Origin of the sequence: Streptomyces sp. NPDC048659 (assembly GCF_040650575.1) — a bacterium.
Taxonomy (GTDB): Bacteria; Actinomycetota; Actinomycetes; order Streptomycetales; family Streptomycetaceae; genus Streptomyces.
Window position 1 is genome coordinate 1 of sequence record NZ_JBEZHM010000048.1, and the last position, 26,233, is coordinate 26,233.

Sequence of the window (26,233 nt, forward strand, 5' to 3'; positions counted from 1 at the left end):
GGATCGACGCCGGCCTTCTCGAAGTAGTCGTGCCGGTAGAACAGGCCGAGCGGGTTCACCTCCCAGGGGATGGCACAGAGTGCCACCCACCCCCCTTTTTTTTTTTCTTCCAGGTCAGCGCGCGCCGATCTCGTCCGTCAGCTGCGGCAGCACCTCGAACAGGTCGCCCACCACGCCGTAGTCGACCAGGTCGAAGATCGGCGCCTCGGCGTCCTTGTTGACCGCGACGATCGTCTTCGAGGTCTGCATGCCCGCCCGGTGCTGGATCGCGCCGGAGATGCCCGCCGCGACGTACAGCTGCGGGGAGACCTGCTTGCCGGTCTGGCCCACCTGGTTGGCGTGCGGGTACCAGCCCGCGTCCACGGCGGCGCGCGAGGCGCCGACGGCCGCGCCGAGCGAGTCGGCCAGCTTCTCCACGACCGCGAAGCCCTCGGCCGCGCCGACCCCGCGCCCGCCGGAGACGACGATCGCCGACTCGGTGAGCTCCGGGCGGCCGGTGGAGACCCGCGGGGTGCGGGAGACGACCGTGGCCGCGTTGCCCGAGAAGGCGACGGACACGTTCTCGACCGTGCCCGCGGCCGGAGCGGCCTCGGGGGCGGTGGAGTTCGGCTTGACGGTGATGACCGGGACGCCGCGCGAGACGGCCGACTTCACCGTGTACGAGGCGGCGAACACCGACTGGGTGGCGACCGGGCCGTCCGCGCCGGCCTCCAGCTCCACGGCGTCGGTGATCAGGCCGGAGCCCAGCCGCAGCGCTACGCGGGCCGCGACCTCCTTGCCCTCGCCGGAGGAGGTGACCAGGACGGCGGCGACGCCCTTGTCCTTCGCGATCTGGGTGAGCGCGTCGACCTTCGGCACGACGAGCCGCTCGGCGAACTCGGCGCCGTCGGCGACGTACACGGTGGCCGCGCCGTACTCGGCGGCCTTCGCCGCGAGGGAGGCCGCGGCCTCCCCGGCGCCGAGGACGACCGCCGAGGGCTCGCCGATCCGGCGGGCCAGGGTGAGCAGTTCGAGGGCCGGCTTGCGGACCGCACCGTCGGCGTGGTCCACGAGGACCAGGATCTCAGCCATGATTCCTTGCTCCTGAGTGGTGGTGACGGGCGGTCAGATGAACTTCTGGGCGGAGAGGAACGCGGCGAGCTGCTTGCCGCCCTCGCCCTCGTCCGTGACGATCGTGCCCTGGGTGCGGGCCGGGCGGGCGTCCGCCGACTCGACCAGGGTCCAGGAGCCCGCGAGGCCGACCTCGTCGGCTTCGACGCCGAGGGCGTCCAGGTCCAGCTTCTCGATCGGCTTCTTCTTGGCGGCCATGATCCCCTTGAAGGAGGGGTAACGCGCCTCGCCCGACTGGTCGGTGACCGAGACGACGGCCGGCAGCGGGGCCTGCAGGAGCTCGGTGGCCGCGTCGCCGTCGCGGCGGCCCTTCACGGTCCCGTCCTCGACGGTCACCTCGGAGAGCAGGGTGGCCTGGGGCAGGTCCAGCCGCTCGGCGAGCAGCGCGGGCAGCACGCCCATGGTGCCGTCCGTCGAGGCCATGCCGCAGACGATCAGGTCGAAGCCGGTCCGCTCCAGCGCCTTGGCGAGGATCGCGGAGGTGCCGATGACGTCCGAGCCGTGGATGTCCTCGTCGCTGACGTGCACGCCCTTGTCGGCGCCCATCGACAGCGCCTTGCGCAGCGCGTCCTTGGCGGCCTCCGGGCCGACCGTCACGACGGTGACCTCGGCGTCGTCCGCCTCCTCGGCGATCCGCAGCGCCTGCTCCACCGCGTACTCGTCGAGCTCCGAGAGCAGCCCGTCCACGTCGTCGCGGTCGACGGTCAGGTCGTCGGCGAAGCCGCGGTCGCCGGTGGCGTCGGGAACGTACTTCACACAGACAGCGATCTTCAGGGTCACGGCCTGTCTCCTTTCAACGGGCGGGTGGTTACGGGAGGTTGCGGGCCATGACGATGCGCTGGACCTGGTTGGTGCCCTCGTAGATCTGGGTGATCTTGGCGTCGCGCATCATGCGCTCGACCGGGTAGTCGCGGGTGTAGCCGTAGCCGCCGAGGAGCTGGACGGCGTCGGTGGTGACCTCCATGGCGACATCGGACGCGAAGCACTTGGCCGCCGCGCCGAAGAAGGTCAGGTCGCCGTCGAGGCGCTCGGACCGGGCGGCGGCGGCGTAGGTGAGCTGGCGCGCGGCCTCCAGCTTCATGGCCATGTCGGCGAGCATGAACTGGATGCCCTGGAAGTCGGCGATCGGCTTGCCGAACTGCTTGCGCTCCTTGACGTAGCCCTTGGCGTAGTCGAGGGCGCCCTGGGCGATGCCGATGGCCTGGGCGGCGATGGTGATGCGGGTGTGGTCGAGGGTCTTCATCGCCGTGGCGAAGCCGGTGCCCTCCGCGCCGATCATGCGGTCGGCGGGGATGCGGACGTTGTCGAGGTAGACCTCGCGGGTGGGGGAGCCCTTGATGCCGAGCTTCTTCTCCGGGGCGCCGAAGGAGACGCCCTCGTCGCTCTTCTCGACGACGAAGGCGGAGATGCCCTTGGAGCGCTTCTCCGGGTCGGTGACGGCCATCACGGTGTAGTACTCGGAGACGCCGGCGTTGGTGATCCAGCGCTTGACGCCGTTGAGCACCCAGAAGTCGCCGTCGCGCACCGCGCGGGTCTTCATGCCGGCCGCGTCGGAGCCCGCGTCGGGCTCGGACAGGGCGTACGAGAACATCGCGTCGCCCTTGGCGAGCGGGCCGAGGTACTTGGCCTTCAGCTCCTCCGAGCCGGACAGCATGACGGGCAGCGAGCCCAGCTTGTTCACGGCGGGGATCAGCGAGGAGGAGCCGCAGGCGCGGGCGACCTCCTCGATCACGATCACGGTGGCCAGGGCGTCGGCGCCGGCGCCGCCGTAGGACTCGGGGACGTGGACGGCGTGCAGATCGGCCGCGACCAGCGCGTCCAGCGCCTCCTGGGGGAACCGCCCCTCCTCGTCCACCGCGGCGGCGAACGGCGCGATCTTCGCCTCCGCGAGGGCGCGGACCGTCTCGCGGAGCATGTCGTGCTCCTCCGACAGGCGATACAGGTCGAAGTCCTTGGCCATGATCTGGGGCTCCCCTAGCAATGCTTGTGGCACTTTGGCACTGAGTACCCTCAGCAAAACACACTCAGTGCCATGATGCTAGTGGTCCGGGAGCCCCGTCGCTCAGAAGCCGGGGCGCGGGCGCGTCGTCAGCACCACCGCCGCGGCGAACAGCACCACGTTCTTCACCACGAACTCGCCCACCAGCGTCAGCAGCACCGGATTCGCGTGGTCGAAGGCCAGCTCCGGAGTGACGAACAGCACCGCGAACGTCCCCAGCAGATGCCCGCCGAGGACCGGCAGCAGCAGCGCCCCGGCCCGCCCGGTGAGCAGCCAGACGCCGAGGACGATCTCCGCCCAGCCGAGCGCCGGCACGAACCAGCCGCCCGTGTCGAAGGGCATCACCCCGGCGACGAGCGCCGCCGCCGGGCTCAGCCCGATCGCCTTGAGCACCCCGAACCAGACGAACACCCCGCCCAGACCGGCCCGCAGCAGCCCCAGGCCGAAGCGGTGCAGCCGCGGCGCGAGCCGCGCGAAGAGGGAACCGGGTGCCGCCACGGCGGGCGGGCTCGCGGGACGGCGGGTGGACGGGGTCAGCTGCGAGGAAACGGTCATGCGCGGCCACTCCAGACGGATCGCAACGGGATACGGGATCGGTGAGGTGTCGGCGGACGCGGACCGCTCGCGGCGGGGCCGCACGGGGACGCGCGTCCGAAGGGGGAGCGTCCGGCGGCCGGCGGCCCGCGGGCCCGCCCACGAGAAGGGGGGCGGCGCCGGGGTGGCCAGGGTGACCGGGGTGGGACCCGCCGGTCCGGAACGGGCGGGACCGGGTGCCGTGCCCGCAGGGCACGGCGTACCCGTCCCGGCGGTGCCCGGCGTCCCCCCACGCTAGCCACTCCCCGAGGCCGCGGCGACGCCCATCGAGTCCTTGCATGCCCGCGATGGAAGAAGCCGATAGGCCGTTGCCCGCCGCGATCGGATCTCGCCAGCCTGAGCTCTGTTCGACCTCTGTCCGAACGAGTGACCCGCTCCCGCCCCGCACCACACGCGAAGGAAACCAGGGATGTCTCAGCGACCCGTCTCACCCGCCCCGACCACCGCCCCGCACCGCGTGACGGACGCCCCCGCGGCCCGCGCGCCGCTGACCCGGCGCCGGGTGCTCACCGTCACCGCCGCCGCGGCCGGCGCCTTCGCGCTCGCCCCCGGCGTCGGCACGGCCGTGGCGGCGCCCGTCACGCGGTTCGAGGCGGAGACCCGCACCGGCCGCCGCGCGCCCGGCGCCGGCGGCGAGCCCAGCGTCGTGGTGCGCTGGAACCAGGCCGCCATGGACGCCATCCTCGGCCGCTACCAGGCCGCCGGAAACCGCTTCGGCCCCGCCACCGTCAACGCGAGAGCCCTCGCGATCATCCACAACTGCGTCTACGACGCCTGGTCCTGTTACGACCGCCACGCCGTCGGCACCCGCTACGGCGGCGCGCTGCGCCGCCCCCGCGCCGAGCGCACCCTCGACCACAAGAACGAGGCCGTCAGCTACGCCGCCCACCTCGCGCTCCTCGACCTCTTCCCCGAGTACAAGGTCGCCATCGACTCGATGCTGAGCAGCCTCGGCTACGACCCGGCGCTCACCGACCCGCGCCGCCACAGCCCCGCCTGGATCGGCCGCCGCACCGCCCGCGCCGTCCTCGACTACCGGCACGCCGACGGCGCCAACCAGCTCGGCACCCCCGCGTACACCGACACCACCGGCTACGTGCCGAAGAACCCGCCGCAGACCGCCGGCGCCTTCGACCCGTCGCTCGTCGTCGCGCCCGAGCACTGGAGCCCGCTGATCGTCGGCGGCAAGACCCAGCGCTACCTCACCCCGCAGTTCGCCGTCATGAAGCCCTTCGCGCTCAGCCGCCCCGACCAGTTCACGGTCGCCGCGCCGCCCGCGTACCCCTCGGTCCGGATGACCGCCGCCATCGAGGAACTCCTCGACATCAGCGCGAACCTGACGGACGAGCAGAAGGCCATCGCCGAGTTCTGGCTCAACGACGACGTCACCCCGCCCGGCGCCCAGCAGATGTGGGGCCGCTACGTCTCCGCCCGCGACGGCCACGGCATAGACGAGGACGCCAAGCTCTTCTTCGGCCTCAACATGGCCGAGTGCGACGCCGCCATCGGCTCCTGGGCGGTCAAGGCCCAGTACGACTTCGCCCGCCCCTCCACCCTCATCCCCTACGACCGGCGCGGCCAGCGGGTCCGGGCCTGGGGCGGCCCCGGCAAGGGCACCGTCACCATGAACGGCGTCGACTGGCAGGCGTACGTGGCCGTGCCCCCGTTCCCCGCCACCGTCTCCGGACACAGCACCTTCTCCGGCGCCGCCGCCGAGTTCCTGCGCCGCTTCACCGGCACCGACGCCTTCGGCGACTCCTACCGCTTCAAGGCCGGCGCCTCCACCGTCGAGCCCGGCCTCACCCCCCGTACCGACGTCGTCCTCACCTGGCCCACCTTCAGCGAGGCCGCCCACCAGGCCGGCATCTCCCGGGTGTACGGCGGCATGCACTGGAGTTTCGACAACGAGCCCGGCATCGCCATGGGGCACCGCATCGGCCGGGTCGTCCACCGGCAGGCCGAGCGCTACTTCACCGGCTCGCACCGCTGAGGAGACGAACGATGACCCAGACCCAGAACGCCACCCCGCCCCGGACGGGCAGCGGCGCCCCGCCGTTCCCCGGCGCCAAGGCCACCGTCCTCGGCACCCTCGCCACCACCGTCTCGCTGCTCGTCCTCGTGGCGCTCGGCGAGGCCACCGGCAGCCTCCTGATGATCGCGCCGCTCGCCGCCACCGCCATGATCATCTGCTCCACCCCCGCGCTGCCGCCCGCCCAGCCCCGCAACGTCCTCCTCGGCCAAGTCGGCTCCGGCGTCCTCGGCCTCGCCGCCGTCGCCCTCTTCGGGCACAGCCTGTGGGTCGCGGCCGTCGCCGCCGGACTCAGCGTCGCCGTGATGCTGCCGCTGCGCGCCCTGCACGCCCCGGCCGCCGCCACCGCCGCCCTCGCCGTCCTCCAGCACCCGGCGCCGCTGCGCTTCCTCGTCCTCCTCGCCCTCGGCAGCGCCCTGCTCGTCCTCGTCGGCCTGATCGCCTCCAAGGCCGGTGTGATCGCCAAATACCCGACGTACTGGTGGTGAACCGATGACCCGAGACACCCTGCTCGTCAGCGCCGAGGCCCTCCGGGACCTCCTCGGCCGGCCCGGCGGCCCCGACCGGCCCGTCGTCGTCGAGATCACCGACGGCGGCAACGACGGCGGCGGCCGGGCCGGCCGGATCCCCGGCGCCGTCCGCCTCGACTGGAGCGGCGACCTCCAGGACCCGGTGCGCCGCGACGTCATCGGCCCCGAAGCCTTCGCCGCCCTCCTCGGCCGGCACGGCATCGGCCCCGACGACACCGTCCTCTTCTACAGCGGCAACAACAACTGGTGGGCCGCCGCCGGCTACTGGCAGTTCCGCCTCTACGGCCACCGGGAGCTGCGCCTCCTCGACGGCGGCCGGGCCCGCTGGGAGGCCCTCGGCGCCCCCCTCACCGCCGAGGCGCCCGACCGGCCCGCCACCCGCTACCCGGTGCCCGCCGGACCCGACGAGTCCATCCGGGCCCGCCGCGACGACCTCCTCGACCACATCGGCCGCCGCACCCTGCTCGACGTCCGCTCCCTGGAGGAGTACCTCGGGCACAGCAACACCCCGCCCGGCGTCCCCGAGGACACCGGCGTCCGCTGCGGCCACGCCCTCTCCGCCGAACACCTGCCCTGGCACACCGCCATCCACCCCGACGGCACCTTCCGCGACGACACCGAACTGCGCGCCGCCTACGGGGCGCTGCCCGACGACCGGGCCACCGTCGTCTACTGCCGGGTCGGCTGGCGCTCCGCCCACAGCTGGTTCGTCCTGCACGAACTGCTCGGCCGCACCGGCATCCGCAACTACGACGGCGCCTGGCGGGAGTTCGGCTCCCTCATCGGCGCCCCCATCGTCAACGGCCCCCAGCCCTGGGGCCCCGACGGCATCCCGTCCGTCGTCGCCCAGCGCACCCCCTCGGAGGTCACCGCCCGTGCCTGACGTCACCGTCTTCCGCGACGTGCTCCGCGACGGCTTCCAGCAGACCGAGCTGCCCTGGACGCCGTGGACCGAACCCGGCCGCGAGGGCGTCGAGTTCGTCGTCCTGTGGGGCCCCGGCCACGCGGGCGAGGAGGACTCCGCCTCCCTGCTGCTCCGCTTCCCGCCCGGCGCCCACGGCGACTTCCACGAACACCTCGGGCACGAACTGATGCTGGTCCTCGACGGCACCCTCGACCACAGCGACGGACGCCGCTTCCACCGCGGCGACCTCGTCGTCGAGGAGCCCGGCACCCGCCACCAGATGTCCAGCGCGACCGGCTGCACCGTCCTCGCCGTCCGCGCCCGCCCCGCCTCCCCGCGCACCCCGGAGGCCGGCGAGATCACCACCGGCGTGGGCGCCGGCGCGCCCGCACCCGCCGACGCGGCCTGATCCGGCCACCCGCCACCGGCACCGGCCGTCGGTCACCGGTCACTGGCCGTCGGTCGCCAGGTCCCGGTCCCGGCCTCGCCGCCGGGGCCGGTCCGACCGGCGCACCCGGACCGCACCCGCACCCGCGCTTCACCCGCACCCGCACCCCGTGCCCGTACCGCGAGCGAACCCTCCCCGCCGTGCCGCGCACACCCTCCCGCCCCGGGCACCCGTGCGTCCCGCACACCGCCCCGGGCGCGACCGCGCACGCCCGCACACCCCGCATCCGCACCGTCTCTGGAGTCGTCATGCACCCCTCGTACCGTCCGGACAGCGACAGTCCGCGCCGGGTCCTGCTCACCACCGGATCCTCCGACGCGCACACCTGGAACCTCGTCCACCTCCAGCTCTTCCTGGAGGAGCACGGGCACTCCGTGCTCAACCTCGGGCCCTGCGTGCCCGAGCGGCTGCTCGTCGACACCGCCCGGATGACCCACCCCGACCTCGTCGTCCTCTCCTCCGTCAACGGCCACGGACACCAGGACGGGCTGCGCGCCGCCCGCGCCCTGCGCGCGGACCGGCGCACCCGGGGGATCCCCATGGTCATCGGCGGCCTCCTCGGCATCTCGCCCGAGGGCGCCGAGCGGCGCACCGCCGAACTCCTCGACGCCGGCTACGCCGAGGTGTACGCCGACGGCACCGCGCCCACCGCCCTGCTGAAGCGGCTCGCCGGCCCCGCCGCCGCCCCCGCGGCCGTGCCCGCCGCCGCGCTCAGAGGCGCGTGTACCGGGCGGGCCGCGGCGTGACCCCTGCCGCGCAGCCCGATCTCGGCGCGTTCGTCCACGAGGCCGCCCAGGCCGGAGAACTCGTCGTCCAGCCCCGGATGGGCATGGTCGCCCCCGCCGACATGGCCGCCGGCGTCACCGCCGTCGCCGAGTTCCCCGAGCGGACCGTCGCCACCCTCACCATCGACAGCTACACCCGCGTCGGCGACCACGCCGCCGCCACCGCCGCCCTGCGCGCCGGACGGCCCCTCAACGGCTTCCCGCTCGTCAGCCACGGCCCCGCCACCACCGCCCGCGTCGCCGCCTCGGCCGGCCGCCGCACCCCCGTCCAGGTCCGGCACGGCTCCGCCGACCCGATGGCCATCTTCCGCACCATGACCGCCGCCGGGCTCGCCGCCAGCGAGGGCGGCCCCGTCTCCTACTGCCTGCCCTACGGGCGCACCCCGCTCGCCGAATCCGTCGCCGCCTGGCGGGACTCCGTGCAGTTCCTCACCCAGGAGAGCCGCGACCAGGGCCGCCGCGCCCACCTGGAATCCTTCGGCGGCTGCCTCCTCGGCCAGCTCTGCCCGCCGTCGCTGCTCGTCGCCGTCTCCGTCCTGGAATGCCTCTTCTTCGCGCAGAACGGCGCCACCAGCGTCTCCCTCTCGTACGCCCAGCAGACCCACGCCGCCCAGGACACCGGCGCCCTCGCCGCGCTGCGGCTGCTCGCCGACGAACTGCTGCCGCCCGCCGTCGACCGGCACCTCGTGCTCTACACGTACATGGGCGTCTACCCGCGGACCGTGCCCGGCGCCCGGCTGCTGCTGCGCCGCAGCGCCGAACTCGCCGTGCGCGGCGGGGCCCAGCGCCTCATCGTGAAGACCGAGACGGAGGCGCACCGCATCCCCACCGTCCAGGAGAACCTGACCGCGCTGCGCGTCGCCGCCGACGCCGCCCGGACCGCCCGCGCCCGCCACGGCGCCGCCGCGCCACCGGGCGGCGGCCCCGCCGGGGCCGACACGGAGGAGATCCTCGCCGAGGCCCGCGCCCTCGTCGGCGCCGTCCTCGCGCTCTCCGACGACCTCGGCACCGCGCTCCTCAAGGCGTTCGACCGGGGCCTGCTCGACGTGCCGTTCTGCCTGCACCCCGACAACCGGGGCGCGGCCCGCTCGGCCGTCGCCGCCGACGGCCGGCTCCAGTGGACCGACCTCGGCGCGCTGCCGCTGCTCACCACCAGCCGGAGGACCACCCCGATGACCTCGCGCCAGCTCGCCGGGATGCTCGGCCGGGTCGCCCGCGAACACGACCTGGCGGCCGAGACCGACCCGCCGCCCGAGCCCGCCCCGCCGCCCGCCCCGCGCTGCCTCGCCGACCCGGTCCGCCCGCCGCTGCGGGTCGCCTTCGCCGGCATGGGCCCGCGCGGCCTGTCCGTCCTGGAGCGCCTCGCCGCCCACTGCGCCGAGAGCCCGCCGGGCCGCCGGATCGAGGCGTACGCGATCGACCCGTACGCGCCGGGGGCCGGCCGGATCTGGCGCACCGACCAGTCGCCGCTGTTCCTCATGAACACCCCGGCGCAGGAGGTCACCATGTTCTCCGGCCCCGCCGACGCGGGGCCCCACCGGCCGGGTGCCGGACCCACCCTCGGCGAGTGGTGGGCGGCCGAGGACCCCGCGCACGCCGAACCGGAGGGCTACGCCCCGCGCCGGGTCTACGGACGCTACCTCGCCTACGTGATGGAGCGCATCGAGGCGACCCTGCCGCCCTGCCTGACCGTCCACCGGGTGCCCGCCCGGGTGCTCTGCGCCGACCGCGCGGGCGGTGCCGCCGCCGAGGGGACCGACCCGGCCGGGGCGGCGGGGGCGGCGGGGGTCGGGGCCGACGGGGCCGGGGCGGAGGGCGTCCACCGGCTGCGGCTCGACAGCGGCGACGTCCTGACCGCCGACCGGCTGGTGCTCGCCACCGGCCACCCCGTCACCCTGCCGGACGCGGCGGAACGCGCCCGCGCGGAGTTCGCCCGCGCCCACTCCACCCCCGCCCGCCCGGTCCGGTACGTGCCCGGCGGCTCGGCGGCCGAGATGCCGCTGGCCGACATCCCGGCGGGCGCGAGCGTCGGCGTCATCGGCATGGGCCTCACCTTCTACGACGTGCTCGCCGAGCTCACCCTGGGGCGCGGCGGCGCCTTCACCGAGGGCGGCGACGGGCTGCTGTACCTGCCGAGCGGCAAGGAGCCCCGGATCCACGCCGGTTCGCGCGGCGGGGTCCCGCTGCTCACCCGGGGCGCCAACCAGAAGGCGCCCGGCCATCGTTACCGCCCGGTCCTCTTCACCCCCGGGCGGATGGCCCGGCTGCGCGAGGAGCACGCCCCGCTCGACTTCCAGCGGTCCGTGCTGCCGTGGCTGCTCGCCGAGGTCAACACGGTGCTGCTGGCCACCCGGATCCGGCAGGTCCACGGGCCCGACGCGGCACGGGAGTTCACCGAGCGCGCGGAGGAGGAGCTGTCCGGCGCCCCGGAGCTCGCGGTGCTCCAGCGGATCGCCGCCGGCTACCGGATCGACCCGCTGCCGCTGACCGGACTCGACGCGCTGGCCCGGCCGTTCGGCGAACGCCGCTTCGGCTCGCCCGCCGAGTTCCACAAGGTGCTCACCGAGTGGCTGCGCGCCGACCTGGGCGACGCCCGGCTCGGCAACGCGGACGGCCCGATGAAGGCGGCGGCGGACGTGCTGCGGGACGTGCGGCAGACCATCCGGAGCGTGGTCGACTTCGGCGGGCTCACCCCCGAGTCGCACCGCTGGTTCCTCGCCGTGTTCGGGCCGGTCGCCTCGCTCGTGTCGACCGGGCCCCCGCAGCTGCGGTCCGAGCAGTTCCTGGCGCTGCTCGCGGCCGGGGTGCTGGAACCCGTCGGTCCGGGCGCCCGCTTCGGCACCGACCCGGTCGAGGGCCGCTTCACGGTCGAGTCGGCGGCGGTGGAGAACTCCTGGACCCCGCTGGACGTCCTCGTCGACGCCCGCGTCCCCGGCACCGACCTGGCCGCCGACCGCGATCCGCTGATCCGGGGCCTGCTCGCCGACGGGCGGATCCGGCCCTTCGTCAACGCGGCGGAGGAACCCGAGGGCGCTCTGCGGGAGTTCGCCACCGGCGGGATGGACTGCACCGAAGCGCCGTTCCACCCGCTCGGCGCGGACGGGGAGCCGGACCGGACCACCCATGTGCTCGGCATCCCGAGCGAGCACACCCGCTGGTTCACCCAGGTGGGCAGCGGACGGCCCGGCCCGTGGGGCTCCTTCACCAAGGACGCCGACGCGATCGCCTCGGCACTGAGAGGAGCGGCGGAATGAGCACCCTCGCGCGCCCCGGCGCCGCCTACGCCGCCCACCGGGCGACGGCGGCGCACGAGGAGTACCGGGCCGCCCGGGACCTGCTGCTGCGGCTGCGCGGCGACCGCGAGGCGGCCGAGGCCGCGTTCCGGTGGCCCCGGGCCCGGCACTTCAACTGGGCCCTGGAGTGGTTCGACGTGGTCGCCGAGGGCAACGAGCGGACCGCCCTGGAGATCCTCGGCCGCCCCGCCCGGGACGGCACGGTGCCGGTCGTCGACCGGGTCACCTTCGCCGAACTCGCCGCCCGCTCCGACGAGTTGGCGGTGTCCCTGGCGGAGGCGGGGGTGCGGCCCGGCGACCGGGTGCTGATCCTGCTCGGCACCCGTACGGAACTGTGGGAGACGCTCCTCGGCTGCGTCAAGCTGGGCGCGGTCGTCGTCCCCGGCTACCAGGACCTCACCCGCGACGAGGCCGCCGACCGGCTCGCCCGGGGCCGCGTCCGGCACGTCGTCTGCGCCCCCGAACTCATCCACATGATGGGCGAGTTGCCGGTACCCGGGCTGCGCGTGGCGCCGGGCTCGGCGGCACTGCCCGGCTGGACCCCGTACCCCGACACGCGCGACGCCGCCCGCCGCCGCCCCTTCCTGCCCGCCGGCCCGACCCGCGCCGCCGACCCGTCGTTCTGCTACTTCACCTCCGGCACGACCTCGCTGCCGAAACTGGTCGAGCACTCCCACGCCGGCTACGGCGTCGGGCACCTCTCCAGCCTCTACTGGAGCGGGCTGCGCCCCGGCGACCGGCACCTCAACCTGTCCGCGCCCGGCTGGGCCAAGCACTCCTGGTCCAGCTTCTTCGTCCCCTGGACGGCCGGCGCCACCGTCGTCGCCCCGCCGGACGGCGGACTCCCGCCGTCCGCGCTGCCCGGCGTCCTCACCGCCCAGCGGATCAGCAGCCTGTGCGCGCCGCCGAGCGCGTGGCGGGCGATGCTGCCGTACGTGACGGAGGGCCGCGCCGCGCCGAGGCTGCGGGAGGCGACGGCGGCGGGGGAGCCGCTGACGGCCGAGGTCACGGACCGCATCGAGGCCGCCTGGGGGGTACGGGTCAGGGACGGCTACGGCCAGACGGAGGCGACCGCCCTGATCGGCCGCGCCCCCGACACCCCCGCCCCGCTCTCCCCGCTGGGCCACCCCCTGCCGGGCTACCGGATCGTGCTGCGGGACCCGGAGACGGGCCTCGCGGGGGAGGCGGGGGAGGTGTGCGTGGACCTCGCGGACCGGCCGCCGGGGCTGATGCGGGGATACGTGGACGAGAGGGCCGGGCGGGGCGGGCGGGACGGTGCGGAGGGTCCGGACGGTCCGGACGGTCCGGACCCGCGTACCGCCGCCGTCTTCGCCGACGGGCTGTACCGCACCGGCGACCGGGGCGAGCGCTGCGCCGACGGGTCGATCCGGCTGCTGGGGCGGATGGACGAGGTCTTCAAGTCGGACGGGCACCGGGTCTCCCCGATGGAGATCGAGGCGGTGCTCCGCGGCCACCCGGCGGTCGCGGACGCGGCCGTGGTCCCCGGCCCCGACGAGCACGGCGGCCTCGCCCCGTACGCGGTGGTCGAGATCCGCAACGCCTACCAGGCCGAACTCCTGGAGCGGGAGCTGACGGCCCTGGTGGCGCGGCGGATGGCGCCGGTCTTCGTCCCCCGGGGCGTCGCCGTGGTCCCGTCGCTGCCCCGCACCCGCTCGGGCAAGGTGCGGCGGGGGGCGCTGCGGCCGGACGGGGGGATCGTCCCGTAGGGGGCCGCCCGGCCGGGAGCCCCCCCGGGCCGGGGCGCCTGGCCGGGGGCTCAGGCCGGGTCGCCCGCCGGTTCGCGTGCGGCGGTGCTCAGCAGGACCGTGGCGACCGCGCGGGCGCGGACGGCGGCCTCGGTGGTGCCCTCGCGCAGAGCGGTGACGATGGCGCCGTCGCCGAGCAGGGCGAGCTGGCGGGCGAGGTTCTCGTGGTCGCGGTAGCCGCCGTCGGCGAGCAGCCCGTCGAGGCGGGCGATGACCTTCTCCTTGTGCTCGGCGGCCACGTGGTGGGCCGGGCTCTCGGGGTCGGCCGTCTCGACCATGGTGTTGATGAAGGCGCAGCCGCGGAAGTCGGCCGAGGCGAAGCGCTCGGCGAGCCCGTCGAAGAGGGCGAGCGGCAGTTCGGGGCGCTCGCGGGCGCTCGCCTCGATGCGGCCGTTGAGCCAGGCCCGCCACATGCCGTCGCGCCGCCGCAGCACCTCGACGACGACGTCGTCCTTGCTGGGGAAGTGGCGGTAGAAGGAGGCGCGGCCCACCCCGGACTCGGAGAGGATCCGCTCGATGCCGACGGCCCGGATGCCCTCCTCGTAGAAGAGCCGCTCCGCCGCGCTGAGGAGCCGTTCTTTAGCGTTCGTGGCCATACCAGACGGTACCACTCGGTTCCGTCGCGGCGGATCCCCGTACCGGACCGGGCGCCTCCCATTGCGCCGGGCGGAACCGATCGGTACCGTCAGGATGGTACCGATCAGTTCCGTCTTGCGATTCGTCCCGCGATTTCGTCGCGCGATCCCGTTTCGCGACTCCGTCTTGCGTACGGCTCAAGGAGAGCGTCATGCCCCGCCTGCCCCAACTGACCGTCGACACCGCCAACGAGGAGCAGCGCGAGCTGCTCGAAGGCACCCTCAAGCAGCTCGGCAAGCTGCCCAACCTCTACGCCGCCCTCGCCAACGGCCCGGCCGCGCTGCGCGGTTACCTCGCCCTGCGCGAGTCGCTGGTCGGCGGCGCGTTCAACGCGAGGCAGCGCGAGCAGCTGGCGCTCTACATCGCCCAGCGCAACGACTGCACCTACTGCGTCTCCGCGCACACGATGCGCGGCGGCAAGGTCGGCCTCAGCGAGCGGGAGCTGCTCGACACCCGCCGCGGCGCCGACGCCGGCGACCCGCACATGGACCAGGTGCTGCGGATCACCGGCGCGATCATGGAGACCGGCGGCCGGGTCACCGACGCGGCCCTCGCCGACGCCCGCGCCGCCGGCGTCACCGACGCCGAACTGGCCGAAATCGTCGGACATGTGGCGCTCAACGTGCTGTCCAACTTCTTCAATCACGTTGCGCAACCGGAGTTGGACTTTCCGTTGGTCCCGGCCGGGCTCGCCGAGTAGAGTCCTTCGCGGCCGACCAGGGGTGCCGGCGCGCGAGGGAGCGTGCCGGCACCCCTGTGGTGTGACAGAGCGACCGGGGCGATCGAACGGGTGGCGTGACCTGTCATCCGAGTGCCAGCTGCCGCCGGGGGGCGGCAAGGGGGTTATTCACGTGGACATCGACGCAAGAACCCTTCGTACCTTCCGCGAGGTGACCCTCACCGGGTCCTTCACGCAGGCGGCCCGCCGCCTCGGGTACTCGCAGTCCAGCGTCACCGCGCAGATGCGGGCCCTGGAACGCCAGGTGGGCGAGCCCGTCTTCGAACGCCTCCCGAACGGCGTGCGCCTCACCCGCGCCGGCACCGTCCTGACGGACTACGCGCGCCAGATCCTCACCCTCGTCGGCGAGATGGAGAACGCGTTACGCCGCCCCGCCGCGCCCCCGCCCCGGATGACCGTCGGCATCGTCCCCGCCCTCGCGTACGGGCAGCAGCTCGCCCGCGTCACCCACATCGGCCGCCGGCTGCTGTGCGGCGTCCAGCTCGCCCTGCGGGTGATGGGCACCGCCGAGATCCACGACGCCTTCCGCGCCGGATCGATCGACGGCGCGCTCGTCCTCACCGTCGTCGAGGCCGAGGACCCCATCGCGGGACCGGCCGGACTGCCCGACCAGCCGCGCGCCGAACGCCCGGACGACCTCACCGAAGTACGCCTCCAGGAAGTCGAGTTCGTGCCCGTCACCGGGGTCTCCCGGGCCCGCGGCCGGGCCTCGGCGGGCCGCCAGGTGGTCATCGCGGACCCCGACTGTCCCTCGCAGCGCTGGCTGCCCGAATTCCTCCGGCTCCGCTCCGACGGGCCGCCCGAGATCCACGAGCTCGGCTCCATGGCCGGGGTCCGCGCCGCCGCCCAGTCCGGGCTCGGCTGCGCGATGCTGCCCATGGCGCTCGCCGCCTCCCCGCGCGAGGCCACCGGACTGCGCCCGCTGCCCGGCGTCCCCCGGATGCGCTGGAACGCCTCGCTGGTCTCCGCGCGCGCCGACGACCGCCCCGCGCTCGACTGGGAGAACCTCACCGAGACGCTCCGCCAGGCCACCGCGCTCGCCTGCGCCGTCTACCCGGACGGGCGGGAGGACCCGGCGGCGCTCCCGGCCCTCGACCCGGGTGTCGCGGGCCGCCGCGCCCCCTGAGGCGCGGGCAGTCCCGCCCCTGAACCGGTGCCGCGGCACACCGCCCCCTCCCCGGACCCAAGCCCCCGACCGGGCCCCGAGGACGGCGGTGCGCCGCGGCACCTTCCACGTGCCGTGCGGCGAGCGCCTACAGGTCGAACTCGTGCGGCGGCAGGTCGAGCGCGAAGCACGCCTCGCGGACCACGCCCTGCTCGGTCTTGTCGAAGTCGCCGTCGGCGCCGCCGATGATGATGCCGATCTGCACGACGGCGCGGGCCTCGGCCGGCTTCTTCTTCGCCTTGGCGACCTCCTGGAGCACGCTGACCTTGCCGAAGTCGAAGTCGGCGGCCAGCTTGTCGAGGTTGGCGTCGAAGCGGCGCTGCAGATCGATCGCGTCGAAGTTCTGCAGCACCTCGTTGGTCGCGATGAGCTGGGCGACACGGCGCCGCTCGGACGGGTCGATCGTGCCGTCCGCGGCGGCGACCAGCGCGCACATCGCCATGCTCGCGTCGCGGAAGGCGCCGCTCTTCAGGTCGTTCTTCTTGGCGAGCAGCTGGGTCTGCATCGTCGATGCGGACTCCTTGATGCGGTCCCACAGGGCCATGGGGCAAGCACTCCAGACGTCGGTTGTTTCTACTGGCTTGTAGAACGTACCAGTGGGCCCCGTGGTTCCCGGCCCCTCCCCGGGCTTCACCGGTGCCGGGAAACGCCGAACGGCGGCGGGGCGAAAGCCCCGCCGCCGTTCGGCGTCGCGTGGTGTCCGGTGGTGTCCGGCCGGATCAGACCGCCGGTGCCGGGAAGGTCGGGTACTCGACACCGGAGACGTGCTGGACGACCCGGATGACCTGGCACGAGTAGCCGAACTCGTTGTCGTACCACAGGTACAGGATCGCGTTGTCGCCGTCGACCTTGGTCGCGCCGGCGTCCACGATCGACGCGTGGCGCGAGCCCACGAAGTCCATCGAGACGGCGTCGGGAGCTGTGGTGAAGTCGATCTGGCGCTTCAGCGGCGAGTGCAGCGAGACGTCGCGGAGGTACTCCAGGACCTCCTCGCGGGTGGTCTCGCGGCCCAGGCGCAGGCTGAGGATGGCGATCGAGACGTCCGGGACGGGGACGCGGATCGAGCTGCCCGTGATCGGGGCCTTCAGCTCCGGCAGCGCCTTGGCGACGGCCGAGGCGGCACCGGTCTCGGTGATCACCATGTTGAGCGGCGCGGACCGGCCGCGACGGTCGGCCTTGTGGTAGTTGTCCAGCAGGTTCTGGTCGTTCGTGAACGAGTGGACGGTCTCCACGTGACCGCGCAGCACCCCGTACTCGTCGTCCATGGCCTTGAGCGGCGGGACGATCGCGTTGGTGGTGCAGGACGCACAGGACAGGATCTGCTCGTCCGGCTTGATCGTGTCGTGGTTCACGCCGTGGACGATGTTCGGGACGTCGCCCTTGCCCGGAGCCGTCAGCACGACCTTGTCGATGCCGGGGCGCAGGTGCTTGGACAGGCCCTCGCGGTCGCGCCACTTGCCGGTGTTGTCGATCAGGATGGCGTTGTCGATCCCGTACGCCGTGTAGTCGACCTCGGAGGGGTCGTTGGCGTAGATCACGCGGATCGAGTTGCCGTTGGCGACGATGGTGCTGTTCGCCTCGTCGACGGTGATGGTGCCCTGGAACTGGCCGTGGATCGAGTCCCGGCGCAGCAGCGAGGCGCGCTTCACCAGGTCCTGCTCGCCGCCGCCGCGCACGACGATGGCGCGCAGCCGCAGCCCGTTGCCGGAGCCGGCCTTCTCGATGAGCAGGCGGGCGACCAGGCGCCCGATGCGGCCGAAGCCGTACAGGACGACGTCACGGCCGTCGCCGCGCGCGATCTTGTTGGCGCCGATGGCGCCGGCCACGGCCTCGGCGGTGAAGTCCGCCACGGACAGACCGCGGTCGTCGGCCTTGTACTCCGCGGCCAGCATGCCGATGTCGATCTGGGACGGGCCCAGGTCGAGGGTGGTCAGCGCCTCCAGGAACGGCATGGTCTCGGTGACCGAGAGCTCCTCGCCGTCGATCTGGCGGGCGAATCGGTGGGTCTTGAGAATGCTCACCACCGACTTGTTCACCAGGGAGCGGCTGTGCAGGAGGACGGTGACGTCCTGCTCCCGGTGCAGCCTCCCGATGATCGGAATCATGGACTCCGCGATCTCCTCGCGGTTCTTCCAGTTCGTGAACGAGTCCTCGTTGACAGTCACAGAAAGCATCTCTCGATCGAGCTAGGCAGTGCTCATATGCTAACCCGACCGTCATACCCGCCTACAAGGGGTCCCCGGGGAGGCGGTCGTCACGTCCCCCGGAACCGGTCATCTTCGAGCCGTCACCCCGGCCCCACCCCTCACTCCCGCACCCGTGGCACCGCCGCCGGGCCCGTGAGCTGCACCCGTGCCGCCCGTGCCGCCGCCCCCAGGTTGTCCAAGGCCCGCCGTAGGCGAAGAGGCGCAAACGCCTACCGGTCGCCGCCCCCGCCCGCCACAATCCCCCTATGACGATCAGCCCGGCAGCCGTGGGCGCCCCGCCGCGCCGTTCCCCCTTCCTCCACTGCGTCCGCAGCATGCTCACCGGCGCCGTTATCGGCGGCTCCCTCGCCGCGCTCGTCGTCGGCACCATCGTGGAACACGTCCTCCTCTTCGTCGCCGGCCTCGTCGTGCCCACCGTCTACGGGCTCCTGCACGTCGCCGCCGCCGCCCCGAGGCGCGCCCGCGAAGCCGCCCAAGTCCCGTACACCGCACTTGCGTTGATCGAGGAGCGGCGCGCCACCGGCGGGGAGAACAGCGACGTGCCCGTCCGCTTCGACGTCACCGTCGCCCCCGACGGCGCCCCCGCCTACCGCGTCGCCTTCGTCCAGGACATCAACCTCGTCGACCTCTCCGACTACCGGCCGGGCGGCATCGTCGTCGTCCAGTACCCGCCCGACCGCCCCTGGGAGGTGCGGATCGTGCGCCGCCCCACCCCGGAGTGGGAGGAGCGCGCCGCGGACGCCCGCATCGACTCCGCCCCCGGCCCCGCCGTCACCTCCGACGAGCCGGCCGACGACAGCGCCGTCGTCGGCTATCTGACCCTCCTCGCGCTGCTGCTCGCCGCCGCCGCCGTGGTCCTCCTCTTCCGCGCGGAGCTCTTCGGCCCCGACCCCGCCGACCCGGCCGCGCCGCCCGCCGCCACCGGCCCCGCCGAGACCGGCGCCTCCGGGGGCGGTTCCGGAAGCTCCTCCACCGTCGTGTCCGCCGCGACCGGCACGGTCACCCTCGGCACCGGCAGCTCGATGCTCGACCAGGGCGAACTCCGCCGATCCATGGAGGCGTTGGCCCGAAGCGGCGGCCAGGACCACCGCCGCGTCCTCACCCTCGTCGTCCAGGAGCGGCAGCTCACCGCCGTCTTCACCCCCACCGGCTCCCCGACACCGGGCTTCGACCCCGCGCGCCTGCCCTACGACCGGATCCCCGCCCTCGTCCGCGAGGCCACCACCACCCTCGGCGTCCGCGCCCCGCGCACCTGGCAGCTGACCGCGGAGAACCTCACCGGCGCCCTCACCCTCCGGGTCGGCGTCACCGGCGCCGAAGGCGCCGCCGCCACACTCGAAGCCGACGCCGCCGGAACCGTCCAGCGCCGCACCCCGGCCCACTGACCGCAGGCAGGACCGAGGAGCAACGCATGAGCACGGTATGGCAGTTCGTCCTCACGGCGTGGTGCGCGCTCTGCGCCGCCGTCGCCCTCGTCGGCTACGCGCGCTCCCTGGCCGGCGTGACCGCCGCCCAGCGCGCCGTCCGCGTCACCGGCCGCATCGACCGGGTCACCCCGCCGCGCCACGGATCCTCCGGACGCGAGGGCATATCCGTCGTCGTCACCTTCCAGGACCCGGAGACGGGACAGGAGTTCACCGTCACCAACGAAGGCGACCGAGGCGACCTCATCCGCGCCGCCTGGCGGGGCCGCGAGGTCGGCCTCCGCTACCCGCCCGGCCGGCCGCACGCGTACCGCTTCGTCAACGACCTCCAGGAAGGCCGCAGCGGCCTCGGCCTGCCCCACACCGCCCTCTTCTTCCTGTACGCGGGGCTGGTCACCGCCGCCGCCCTCGCCTGGGGCTGGCCCTGGGCGCTGATCGGGGCCGGTGTGCCCTGGAGCTTCTGCGCCGTCCTCTACCTGCCGGGCAACCGGCGGGTCACCCGCGAGCGCGCCGCCGCGCTGGCCTCCCTCGCCCCCGTACCCGGCCGGATCTTCGCCGTCCTCACGGACATCACCGTCGACGAGGACGGCGACACCGTCACCCACCACCGGCCGGTCGTCGCCTTCACCACCCACGACGGCACGGAGATCACCGCGTACTGGCCCGACGGGGTCAGGGAGCCCCACCGCCTCAAGTCCGAGGAGGGCAGAGCCCGTTCCGGGGCGAAGGGCCCGGCCGGGGCGCTCGGCCGGACCTTCCCCATCCACTACCGCCCCGACAACCCGGCCGTCTTCACCCCGGACTTCCAGGGCGAACACCGCGCCCGCCGCACCGACTTCGGCTGCTCCGCCTTCGCCATCCTGCTGGGCCTGGCGGCCCTCGTCATCGGCGGGATCGCCCTGGCGTCCTGAGCGGGTACGGGGGCGGGTACGGGGCCGGGGCCGGGCGACCGGACCCGGCCCGGTGACCCGGCCGGGCCGGTCAGACCCGGCCGGGCCGGTCAGACCCGGCCGGGTGACCCGGCGGGGCCGGGTCGGTCAGGCGAGGACCAGCGCGGGCGCCCGGCCCGCCGGCCCCGCCGCTCCCGCCGCCCCCTCCTCGTGCCGCAGCAGCGCCAGCAGCCCCGCGCGGGCGCGGGCGACGCGGGAGCGCACGGTGCCGACCGGACAGCCGATCGCCTCCGCCGCCTCCGCGTACGGCAGCCCCAGCAACTGGGTCAGCACGAACGCGTCACGGCGCTCCCCGGGGATCGCCGCGAGGAGCTCGGCCAGCGCGATGCCGTCCTCGAAACCCGGCAGATCGCGCGGCTGGGCGTGCTCGGCCGCCGTCTGCCAGTCGTCCCGGTCGGACAGCCGGGGCCGGGCGGCGGCGTGCCGCAGGCTGTCGACGACGGTGCGCCGGGCTATCGACAGCAGCCAGGTACGGGCCGACGAACGGCCCTGGAAACGCGGGAGCGCCGCCAGCGCTCTGAGGAACACCTCCTGGGTCAGGTCGTCGGCGGACTGGCGGTCCGCGCTGAGATAGGCCACGTAGCGCCACACGTCACGGTGGAGCGCGCGCACGAACTGGTCGGCCTTCGCCGGATCGCCGTCGCGGGCCGCCAGGGCCAGCAGCGTCGTCGCCGCGTCGGACTCGGCGGAATGGCGGGGCGGGCCGGCCGCCCGGTCGAGGGCAGGTGTCATCGCCATGGGTCCTCGGATCCTCGTCAAGGAGTGCGGAAGAAAGGGCACAGGGGTGCGCCGGCCGGCCCCGAGGGCACGGCCGGGGCCCCGGGCACGGGGGCCCGGGGGATCCGGCTGTCGTCAGCCGACAGCGACCGCCTGCGGAGGACCGCGGGAGACCAGCGAATGGGCGAGATGGAGCCGCCGGGGCGCCCGCTCGTCACCCGGGCGCACGGGCCGGAAGCGCGGCCGGTCCACACCCACCGGCACCACCGCGAGCAGCAGCCCGAGCGGCCGGAACAGCCCGGCGGGCAGCGCCCGCAGCAACCGGAACGCCGCCCGCTCCCCGTACGCCAGCCACACCCCGCTCAGCAGCGCGGCGAGGAGGTGCGCCGCCAGCATCCCGAAGGACGAGGAGACGGGGAGCCCGGAAAGGTCACCGCCCGGGCCGGGACCGCCGACGAGACCGCCGCCGAGGTCGACCCCGAGGCCGGGCATGTGCCCCATGGCGAGATGGGCCATGTCCATCGGCGACATGTCCGGCGGAGCCATGTCGAGCGGCACCATGTCGCCGGACGACACGGACGCCGCACCCATGGCGGCCGAGGACATGTGCGCGCCGGACGTGCCGGCGCCGCCGCCCCCGTGGCCCATGCCCATGCCCGCACCCGAGGCGGGGGATGCACCGGCCTGGGCCCACGAGAACACCGAGTGCAGCACGGTCTGGACCGCCACCGCCGCGCCCGTCACGGCCGCCAGACCGCGCTCGCGGGCGGCCGTCGCCCAGGCCGCCGCGCCCGTCACGACGAACGCCGCGCCGAGCCCCCAAGCGGCCACCGGGCGGCCCGACATGAGGATGTGACCGGTGGCGGCGAGCAGCACGCAGACGGCCGCGAACAGGGCGGCCCGTACCGCTCGCGCTAACCGGTCCGGTGTCATGGCGTGCCCATCCTTGCACCCCTCCCCGCCGAACCGCCCGCCCCCTCGTCGGGCGCGGAACATGCCTACGCGAGATGTGGCCCGTCCCACAAGAGGGCCCGGGAACTCCCCGGCGCTCCCCGCCGACTCCTCCTCCCGGAAGCGGCCGGAGGCACCGGGCGCACGCGGTACGGGGTGGTGTGGCCGTTGAGCGAGGAACGCCCGGCGCGCGGGCTGACCGCGCTGCTCACGACGGCCATGGCGTTCTCCATGCTGCAGCTCTTCCTGCTCGGCGCGCTCGGCCCGCGCCTGGTGGACGGGCTCGGCGTCTCCGCGACCCTGCTCGGCCTGACCACCACCGTCGGCTTCGGCACCGCCGCCGTCCTGTCGCCGCTCGGCGGCCGGATCGTCGACCGGGTCGGCCCCCGGCACGCCCTCGTCGCCCTCCTCGCGCTCTCCGCGCTCGCCCTCGCCCTGATCGGCGCCGCCCCCGGCCCCGGGGCGCTGCTCGCCGCCGTCGCCCTCGGCGGCGTGCCGCAGGCCCTCGCCAACCCGGCCACCAACAAGGCGATCCTGGCGGCCGTCCCGCCCCCGCGCCGGGGCGCCGTGACCGGCACCAAGCAGTCCGGGGTACAGCTCGGCGCCTTCGCCGCCGGGCTGCCGCTCGCCTCCGCCGCCGGGGCGCTGGGCTGGCGCGGCGCGGTCTGGGCGGCGGCCGGCGCGGCGACCCTCGCCGCCGTGTGGGCCTGGCACATGGTGCCGCCGCACACGGCTCCCGCACCCACCGCCGTCCCCGGCGGCCCGGCCGTCGCCGACCGCCGCCCGGTGGCCTGGCTGGCCGGCTACTCGCTGTTCCTCGGCGCGGGCATCGCCTCCGTCAACACGTACCTGGCGCTGTACGGCGCCGGGCGCCTCGGCATGGGCCCGGCGCTCGCGGGCGCCCTGGTCGCGGTCCTCGGCCTCGCCGGCATCGCGGGCCGCGTCGGCTGGTCCCGCGCCGCCGTCCCCGGCCGGGCGCCCTGGCTGCCCGGCCTGCTGGCCGTCGGCGCGGTCGCCGCCGCCGTCCTGCTGGCCCTCGCCGAACACGCCCCGCCGCTGGTGTGGGCGGGCGCCGTCGCCGTGGGCGGGCTCGCCGTCGCGGGCAACGCGGTCTCCATGGTCCTCGTCCTCCAGCGGTCCGCGCCCGGCCGCGCCGGACAGGACTCGGCGCTCGTCGCCGCGGGCTTCTTCGCCGGGTTCGCCCTCGGGCCGCCGCTGTTCGGCCTCCTCGCCGCCCGCGCCCGCTACGGCCAGGGCTGGGCGCTGGTGGCCGTCGAGTTCGCCCTGGCCGGGGCGGTCGCCCTCACCTGGGCGCTGCGGGACCGCCGTACCCGCGAGGGCGCGGCGTGACCGCCCCCGACTGGGCCGAATCGGCCCTCGCCCTGCTGGTGCACCGGGCCGGCGGGACCGCCGCGCAGGTCGGCTCCCGCTTCCCCCTGTACGCCGACCCGGACGACGGGCGCTGGACGACGACCGGCCGGGGCTCCTGGACCGGCGGCTTCTGGGCCGGGCTGCTGTGGCTGCGGGCCCGGCACCGGGCCGGCCTCGGCGCCGCCGACCTGCTCGCCGCCTCCGCGTGCACCGCCCGCCTCGCCCCCTGGGCCAGGGCCGACACCGCGACCCGCGGCCTGATCCTCTGGTACGGCACCGCCCTCGCCGTCGCCGACCCCGGCGCCGACGCGCTGCGGGCCCGCGCCGCCCGCGCGGCCCTGGACGCCTGGGACCCGCGCCTGGGCCTGGTGCCCTGGGGCGCGGCGCTCGGCGGGGAGCGGCTGCGGGCCAGGGCGGACGGCGTGCCCGGTCTCGTACCGCTGCTCACCTCCGCCGGGCCGACCGGGGCACGGGCGGCGGGCGCGCATCTGCGCCGCCACCTGGAGCTGTGCCTGCCCGGCGCCGGGGGCCGCCCCCGGCCGTCGTGGCGGTACGACACGACGGCCGCCCGCTGGGCCGAGGACACCGAGCCGGGCCCCGGCTGGACCCGGGGCGAAGCCTGGCTCCTGCTGGCCGTGGCGGACGCCCTGCTGCGGGTCGGCACCCTCGAAGGCTCGCCGACGCGCCCCCCGAATGACCTGGCCGAAGCCGCCGAACAGCTCCTGGAGAGCGGCGAGTTCCTCACCGGACCGCTCGTCCCGCCCGCCGACACCCGGCGACCCGCGGGCCCTCCGGACACCTCGGCCGCCGCCATCGCCGCCGTGGCCCTGCGCAAGCTCGCCCTGGTCCCCGCCGCCCCCTGGGCCGCCGCCTGCGCGACCCGCTCCGACACGGTCCTGCGCCACCTCGCCGACACCCGGCTGACCCGGCCCACGCACCCCGCGGGCGGGCGGCCCGGCGGAATGCTCCTGGACGGCTGCTACGACCCGGCCGGACACACGGCGCCGAGCCACGAACTCATCTGGGGCGACTTCTTCCTCGCCCTGGCCCTCGCCGCCCTCCGAGGCGACGTCGACCTCACCCGCGTCTGACGCCCACCCCGTCGAACCGACGGCACTGAGCTGCGAAAACCGTTGGTTCCCGAGCCGGGACGCGACCTAACATCCGGCCATGAGCGTGGACATGAACGAGGACGCGAACACGGCCCTCAACGAAACGGACGGCGACGGCGCGGCGGGGGAGGAGCGAGTGGTCGTCTGGCGGGGCGCGGGGGTCGGGTTCTCGGCGCTCGACGTGGACGACGCCGAACTCCTCGCCTCCTGGCGGGTCGATCCCGTGGCGGCCCATCACATCGGCTTCTGGCCACGTCCGTTGTCCGCGCTGCGCGAGCGGATCGAGCAGCACGTGGAGGACAACGAGCGGGACGACTTCCTGGTCCTGCGACCCGACGGCACCCCCGTCGGCCACATCGCGCTCACCGACCAGAGCCAGGTGGACGGCACCGCCGAGGTCGAGCTGCTGCTCGCGGCCCCGTACCGGGGGCGGGGATACGGCCCCGCCGCCCTCGACGCCCTCGTCGACCTGGCCTTCGGCGAGCTCCCCATGCACCGGCTCACCGCGAGCACCCACACCGACAACGCGCCCGCGCTCGCCGTGCTCGCCGCGTCCGGCTTCACCCAGGAGGGCGTCGCCCGCTCCGCCTGCCTGCACCGGGCCCGCCGCCACGACCTCGCCCAGTACGCGCTGCTGCGCCCCGAGTGGGAGCGGCTGGACCGGCCGCACGCCTGGGACGCCTGAGTGGAGCGGATCCGAGTGGATCCGAGCGGATCCGAGCGCCGAGCGGATCGGATACGGGAAGACGGGGGGACCCGGGCCGGCCCACGCGGGCCGGCCCGGGGACCGCGTCACTTATACGCGGCGACCGCCCATGTCGCCTTGTAGTGCTTGCTGTTCTCGCTCCACCGGTACTGCTTCTTCGCGCCGTCGGTGCAGGGTCTCGGCCGCCGGTCCGAACGGGCCCGGACCGGCACCCGACGGGCCCGCGCGCCCCACGCCTGACCCGCGCCGACCCCGCTCTAGGGGGCGTCCAGCCACTCCCGCAGCAGCGCCTCGCGCTCCCCCTGCCGGGGTGTGCCGCCCTCCCGCGCGCGACCCCAGCGGGCCATCGCCGCCAGCGTCGTCTCCAGCGTCGCCGCGCCCTCCGTCAGGCGCGACAGCAGCTCCCGCGACAGGTCCGCCTCCGCCGGGGAGTAGCCCCGCGCCGCGGCCACGTACGCCCGCAGCTCCCGCACCCCCTCGGCATCCTCCACCGCGACCGTGAGCAGCGGCGGCGCCTCGCCGCCCAGCCCCGAGCCGCCCGCCATCGCCAGCTCCAGCACCGTGCCGATCGCCAGGTCCTTCACCGCGCCGACCTGCCGCAGCAGCGTCTTCACCGGCACGTCCGACACCGTCAGGGACCGCACGTCCTCCCACAGGTGCAGCCGCGACTGCCCGTCGCCGAGCCCCACCACCGCCTCCGGGGTCAGCCGTATCCCAGGGGCGTGCCCGGACGGCTTCGCGCCCACGTACACATCGCCCTCGGCGATCCAGAACAGGCCCACCATGGCCATGGCCGC

24 protein-coding genes are annotated in these 26,233 nt (G+C 75.0%); 14 read left to right on the top strand and 10 right to left on the bottom strand.

The features are described from left to right. Positions 1-114: 114 nt before the first annotated feature. From AB0C99_RS29385 to AB0C99_RS29400, 4 genes are all read right to left on the bottom strand, one after another. Positions 115-1,071 carry an electron transfer flavoprotein subunit alpha/FixB family protein gene (locus AB0C99_RS29385; RefSeq protein WP_362481319.1) on the bottom strand — a complete coding sequence of 319 codons (957 nt, stop codon included), beginning with the start codon at positions 1,069-1,071 and terminating at the stop codon, positions 115-117. Positions 1,072-1,104: 33 nt separating this feature from the next. Then, entirely contained in the window at positions 1,105-1,890 is a 786-nt protein-coding gene (locus AB0C99_RS29390) for an electron transfer flavoprotein subunit beta/FixA family protein (protein WP_362481320.1), read from the bottom strand. A gap of 28 nt (positions 1,891-1,918) precedes the next feature. Next, complete coding sequence (locus tag AB0C99_RS29395; RefSeq protein WP_362481323.1) at positions 1,919-3,070, bottom strand: acyl-CoA dehydrogenase family protein; 1,152 nt, start codon at positions 3,068-3,070, stop codon at positions 1,919-1,921. Between the two features lie 102 nt (positions 3,071-3,172). After that, on the bottom strand, positions 3,173-3,664 hold the full coding sequence (locus tag AB0C99_RS29400) for a hypothetical protein (protein WP_362481326.1): 492 nt from the start codon (positions 3,662-3,664) through the stop codon (positions 3,173-3,175). A gap of 448 nt (positions 3,665-4,112) precedes the next feature. Between AB0C99_RS29400 and AB0C99_RS29405 the strand changes: the two genes are divergently transcribed. The 7 genes from AB0C99_RS29405 (at position 4,113) to AB0C99_RS29435 (ending at position 13,419) form a co-directional block, all read left to right on the top strand. Further along, positions 4,113-5,693, top strand: a complete 1,581-nt coding sequence (locus AB0C99_RS29405; RefSeq protein WP_362481329.1) for a vanadium-dependent haloperoxidase — start codon at positions 4,113-4,115, stop codon at positions 5,691-5,693. An 11-nt stretch (positions 5,694-5,704) separates the two neighbouring features. Beyond that, a complete protein-coding gene (locus AB0C99_RS29410) occupies positions 5,705-6,220 on the top strand; it encodes an HPP family protein (RefSeq protein WP_362481332.1) in 516 nt (171 codons plus the stop codon). Between the two features lie 4 nt (positions 6,221-6,224). Further along, the gene (locus AB0C99_RS29415) at positions 6,225-7,145 is read left to right on the top strand and encodes a sulfurtransferase (protein WP_362481335.1); all 921 of its coding nucleotides are present in this window, start codon (positions 6,225-6,227) and stop codon (positions 7,143-7,145) included. Beyond that, entirely contained in the window at positions 7,138-7,575 is a 438-nt protein-coding gene (locus AB0C99_RS29420) for a cupin domain-containing protein (RefSeq protein WP_362481337.1), read from the top strand. The genes AB0C99_RS29415 and AB0C99_RS29420 overlap by 8 nt, the downstream gene beginning before the upstream one ends. Before the next feature lie 179 nt (positions 7,576-7,754). Then, positions 7,755-8,360, top strand: a complete 606-nt coding sequence (locus AB0C99_RS29425) for a cobalamin-dependent protein (RefSeq protein WP_362481340.1) — start codon at positions 7,755-7,757, stop codon at positions 8,358-8,360. Continuing rightward, complete coding sequence (locus AB0C99_RS29430; protein ID WP_362481343.1) at positions 8,357-11,653, top strand: FAD/NAD(P)-binding protein; 3,297 nt, start codon at positions 8,357-8,359, stop codon at positions 11,651-11,653. The genes AB0C99_RS29425 and AB0C99_RS29430 overlap by 4 nt, the downstream gene beginning before the upstream one ends. Beyond that, positions 11,650-13,419, top strand: a complete 1,770-nt coding sequence (locus tag AB0C99_RS29435; protein WP_362481346.1) for an AMP-binding protein — start codon at positions 11,650-11,652, stop codon at positions 13,417-13,419. The genes AB0C99_RS29430 and AB0C99_RS29435 overlap by 4 nt, the downstream gene beginning before the upstream one ends. Positions 13,420-13,469: 50 nt before the next feature. Here AB0C99_RS29435 and AB0C99_RS29440 read toward each other — a convergent pair whose 3' ends face one another. Next, positions 13,470-14,054: a TetR/AcrR family transcriptional regulator gene (locus AB0C99_RS29440; RefSeq protein ID WP_362481349.1), complete on the bottom strand. Its 585-nt coding sequence runs from the start codon at positions 14,052-14,054 to the stop codon at positions 13,470-13,472. A 191-nt stretch (positions 14,055-14,245) separates the two neighbouring features. Here AB0C99_RS29440 and AB0C99_RS29445 point away from each other — a divergent pair, with 191 nt between their 5' ends. Further along, entirely contained in the window at positions 14,246-14,794 is a 549-nt protein-coding gene (locus AB0C99_RS29445) for a carboxymuconolactone decarboxylase family protein (protein WP_362481351.1), read from the top strand. Next, positions 14,703-15,959: a LysR family transcriptional regulator gene (locus AB0C99_RS29450; RefSeq protein WP_362481354.1), complete on the top strand. Its 1,257-nt coding sequence runs from the start codon at positions 14,703-14,705 to the stop codon at positions 15,957-15,959. Before AB0C99_RS29445 ends, AB0C99_RS29450 begins: the two co-directional genes overlap by 92 nt. Positions 15,960-16,086: 127 nt before the next feature. Here AB0C99_RS29450 and AB0C99_RS29455 read toward each other — a convergent pair whose 3' ends face one another. Together AB0C99_RS29455 and AB0C99_RS29460 are read right to left on the bottom strand one after the other, a co-directional pair. Continuing rightward, positions 16,087-16,542, bottom strand: coding sequence for a TerB family tellurite resistance protein (locus tag AB0C99_RS29455; RefSeq protein ID WP_362481357.1), 456 nt, complete (start codon positions 16,540-16,542; stop codon positions 16,087-16,089). 175 nt (positions 16,543-16,717) lie between these two features. Beyond that, a complete protein-coding gene (locus AB0C99_RS29460) occupies positions 16,718-18,163 on the bottom strand; it encodes a glyceraldehyde-3-phosphate dehydrogenase (protein WP_362481485.1) in 1,446 nt (481 codons plus the stop codon). Between the two features lie 287 nt (positions 18,164-18,450). On the opposite strand from AB0C99_RS29460, the gene AB0C99_RS29465 reads away from it, so the two are divergent. Next, on the top strand, positions 18,451-19,590 hold the full coding sequence (locus tag AB0C99_RS29465) for a hypothetical protein (protein WP_362481359.1): 1,140 nt from the start codon (positions 18,451-18,453) through the stop codon (positions 19,588-19,590). Between the two features lie 26 nt (positions 19,591-19,616). Further along, positions 19,617-20,540: a DUF3592 domain-containing protein gene (locus AB0C99_RS29470; RefSeq protein WP_362481361.1), complete on the top strand. Its 924-nt coding sequence runs from the start codon at positions 19,617-19,619 to the stop codon at positions 20,538-20,540. Positions 20,541-20,666: 126 nt separating this feature from the next. On the opposite strand, the gene AB0C99_RS29475 is transcribed toward AB0C99_RS29470, so the two are convergent. Both AB0C99_RS29475 and AB0C99_RS29480 read right to left on the bottom strand, forming a co-directional pair. Next, positions 20,667-21,317: a sigma-70 family RNA polymerase sigma factor gene (locus AB0C99_RS29475; RefSeq protein ID WP_362481364.1), complete on the bottom strand. Its 651-nt coding sequence runs from the start codon at positions 21,315-21,317 to the stop codon at positions 20,667-20,669. Positions 21,318-21,431: 114 nt separating this feature from the next. Beyond that, the gene (locus tag AB0C99_RS29480) at positions 21,432-22,229 is read right to left on the bottom strand and encodes a hypothetical protein (protein ID WP_362481367.1); all 798 of its coding nucleotides are present in this window, start codon (positions 22,227-22,229) and stop codon (positions 21,432-21,434) included. A gap of 186 nt (positions 22,230-22,415) precedes the next feature. Here AB0C99_RS29480 and AB0C99_RS29485 point away from each other — a divergent pair, with 186 nt between their 5' ends. The 3 genes from AB0C99_RS29485 to AB0C99_RS29495 all read left to right on the top strand — a co-directional run bounded on the left by AB0C99_RS29485 (position 22,416) and on the right by AB0C99_RS29495 (position 25,415). Further along, positions 22,416-23,597 (top strand): MFS transporter, encoded by a 1,182-nt coding sequence (locus AB0C99_RS29485; RefSeq protein ID WP_362481369.1) that lies wholly within the window; start codon positions 22,416-22,418, stop codon positions 23,595-23,597. Beyond that, positions 23,594-24,709 (top strand): sugar ABC transporter permease, encoded by a 1,116-nt coding sequence (locus tag AB0C99_RS29490; RefSeq protein ID WP_362481372.1) that lies wholly within the window; start codon positions 23,594-23,596, stop codon positions 24,707-24,709. The genes AB0C99_RS29485 and AB0C99_RS29490 overlap by 4 nt, the downstream gene beginning before the upstream one ends. Positions 24,710-24,788: 79 nt before the next feature. Beyond that, entirely contained in the window at positions 24,789-25,415 is a 627-nt protein-coding gene (locus AB0C99_RS29495; protein ID WP_362481374.1) for a GNAT family protein, read from the top strand. A gap of 278 nt (positions 25,416-25,693) precedes the next feature. Here AB0C99_RS29495 and AB0C99_RS29500 read toward each other — a convergent pair whose 3' ends face one another. Continuing rightward, complete coding sequence (locus AB0C99_RS29500; RefSeq protein ID WP_362481377.1) at positions 25,694-26,227, bottom strand: hypothetical protein; 534 nt, start codon at positions 26,225-26,227, stop codon at positions 25,694-25,696. Positions 26,228-26,233: the final 6 nt, after the last annotated feature.

Bases quoted from the DNA above. Each gene is read 5' to 3' on its own strand.
- AB0C99_RS29385 (WP_362481319.1), bottom strand. From the start codon at position 1,071: ATGGCTGAGATCCTGGTCCTCGTGGACCACGCCGACGGTGCGGTCCGC.
- AB0C99_RS29395 (WP_362481323.1), bottom strand. From the start codon at position 3,070: ATGGCCAAGGACTTCGACCTGTATCGCCTGTCGGAGGAGCACGACATG.
- AB0C99_RS29400 (WP_362481326.1), bottom strand. From the start codon at position 3,664: ATGACCGTTTCCTCGCAGCTGACCCCGTCCACCCGCCGTCCCGCGAGC.
- AB0C99_RS29405 (WP_362481329.1), top strand. From the start codon at position 4,113: ATGTCTCAGCGACCCGTCTCACCCGCCCCGACCACCGCCCCGCACCGC.
- AB0C99_RS29410 (WP_362481332.1), top strand. From the start codon at position 5,705: ATGACCCAGACCCAGAACGCCACCCCGCCCCGGACGGGCAGCGGCGCC.
- AB0C99_RS29415 (WP_362481335.1), top strand. From the start codon at position 6,225: ATGACCCGAGACACCCTGCTCGTCAGCGCCGAGGCCCTCCGGGACCTC.
- AB0C99_RS29435 (WP_362481346.1), top strand. From the start codon at position 11,650: ATGAGCACCCTCGCGCGCCCCGGCGCCGCCTACGCCGCCCACCGGGCG.
- AB0C99_RS29440 (WP_362481349.1), bottom strand. From the start codon at position 14,054: ATGGCCACGAACGCTAAAGAACGGCTCCTCAGCGCGGCGGAGCGGCTC.
- AB0C99_RS29445 (WP_362481351.1), top strand. From the start codon at position 14,246: ATGCCCCGCCTGCCCCAACTGACCGTCGACACCGCCAACGAGGAGCAG.
- AB0C99_RS29450 (WP_362481354.1), top strand. From the start codon at position 14,703: ATGTGGCGCTCAACGTGCTGTCCAACTTCTTCAATCACGTTGCGCAAC.
- AB0C99_RS29455 (WP_362481357.1), bottom strand. From the start codon at position 16,542: ATGGCCCTGTGGGACCGCATCAAGGAGTCCGCATCGACGATGCAGACC.
- AB0C99_RS29465 (WP_362481359.1), top strand. From the start codon at position 18,451: ATGACGATCAGCCCGGCAGCCGTGGGCGCCCCGCCGCGCCGTTCCCCC.
- AB0C99_RS29470 (WP_362481361.1), top strand. From the start codon at position 19,617: ATGAGCACGGTATGGCAGTTCGTCCTCACGGCGTGGTGCGCGCTCTGC.
- AB0C99_RS29475 (WP_362481364.1), bottom strand. From the start codon at position 21,317: ATGGCGATGACACCTGCCCTCGACCGGGCGGCCGGCCCGCCCCGCCAT.
- AB0C99_RS29480 (WP_362481367.1), bottom strand. From the start codon at position 22,229: ATGACACCGGACCGGTTAGCGCGAGCGGTACGGGCCGCCCTGTTCGCG.
- AB0C99_RS29495 (WP_362481374.1), top strand. From the start codon at position 24,789: ATGAGCGTGGACATGAACGAGGACGCGAACACGGCCCTCAACGAAACG.
- AB0C99_RS29500 (WP_362481377.1), bottom strand. From the start codon at position 26,227: ATGGCCATGGTGGGCCTGTTCTGGATCGCCGAGGGCGATGTGTACGTG.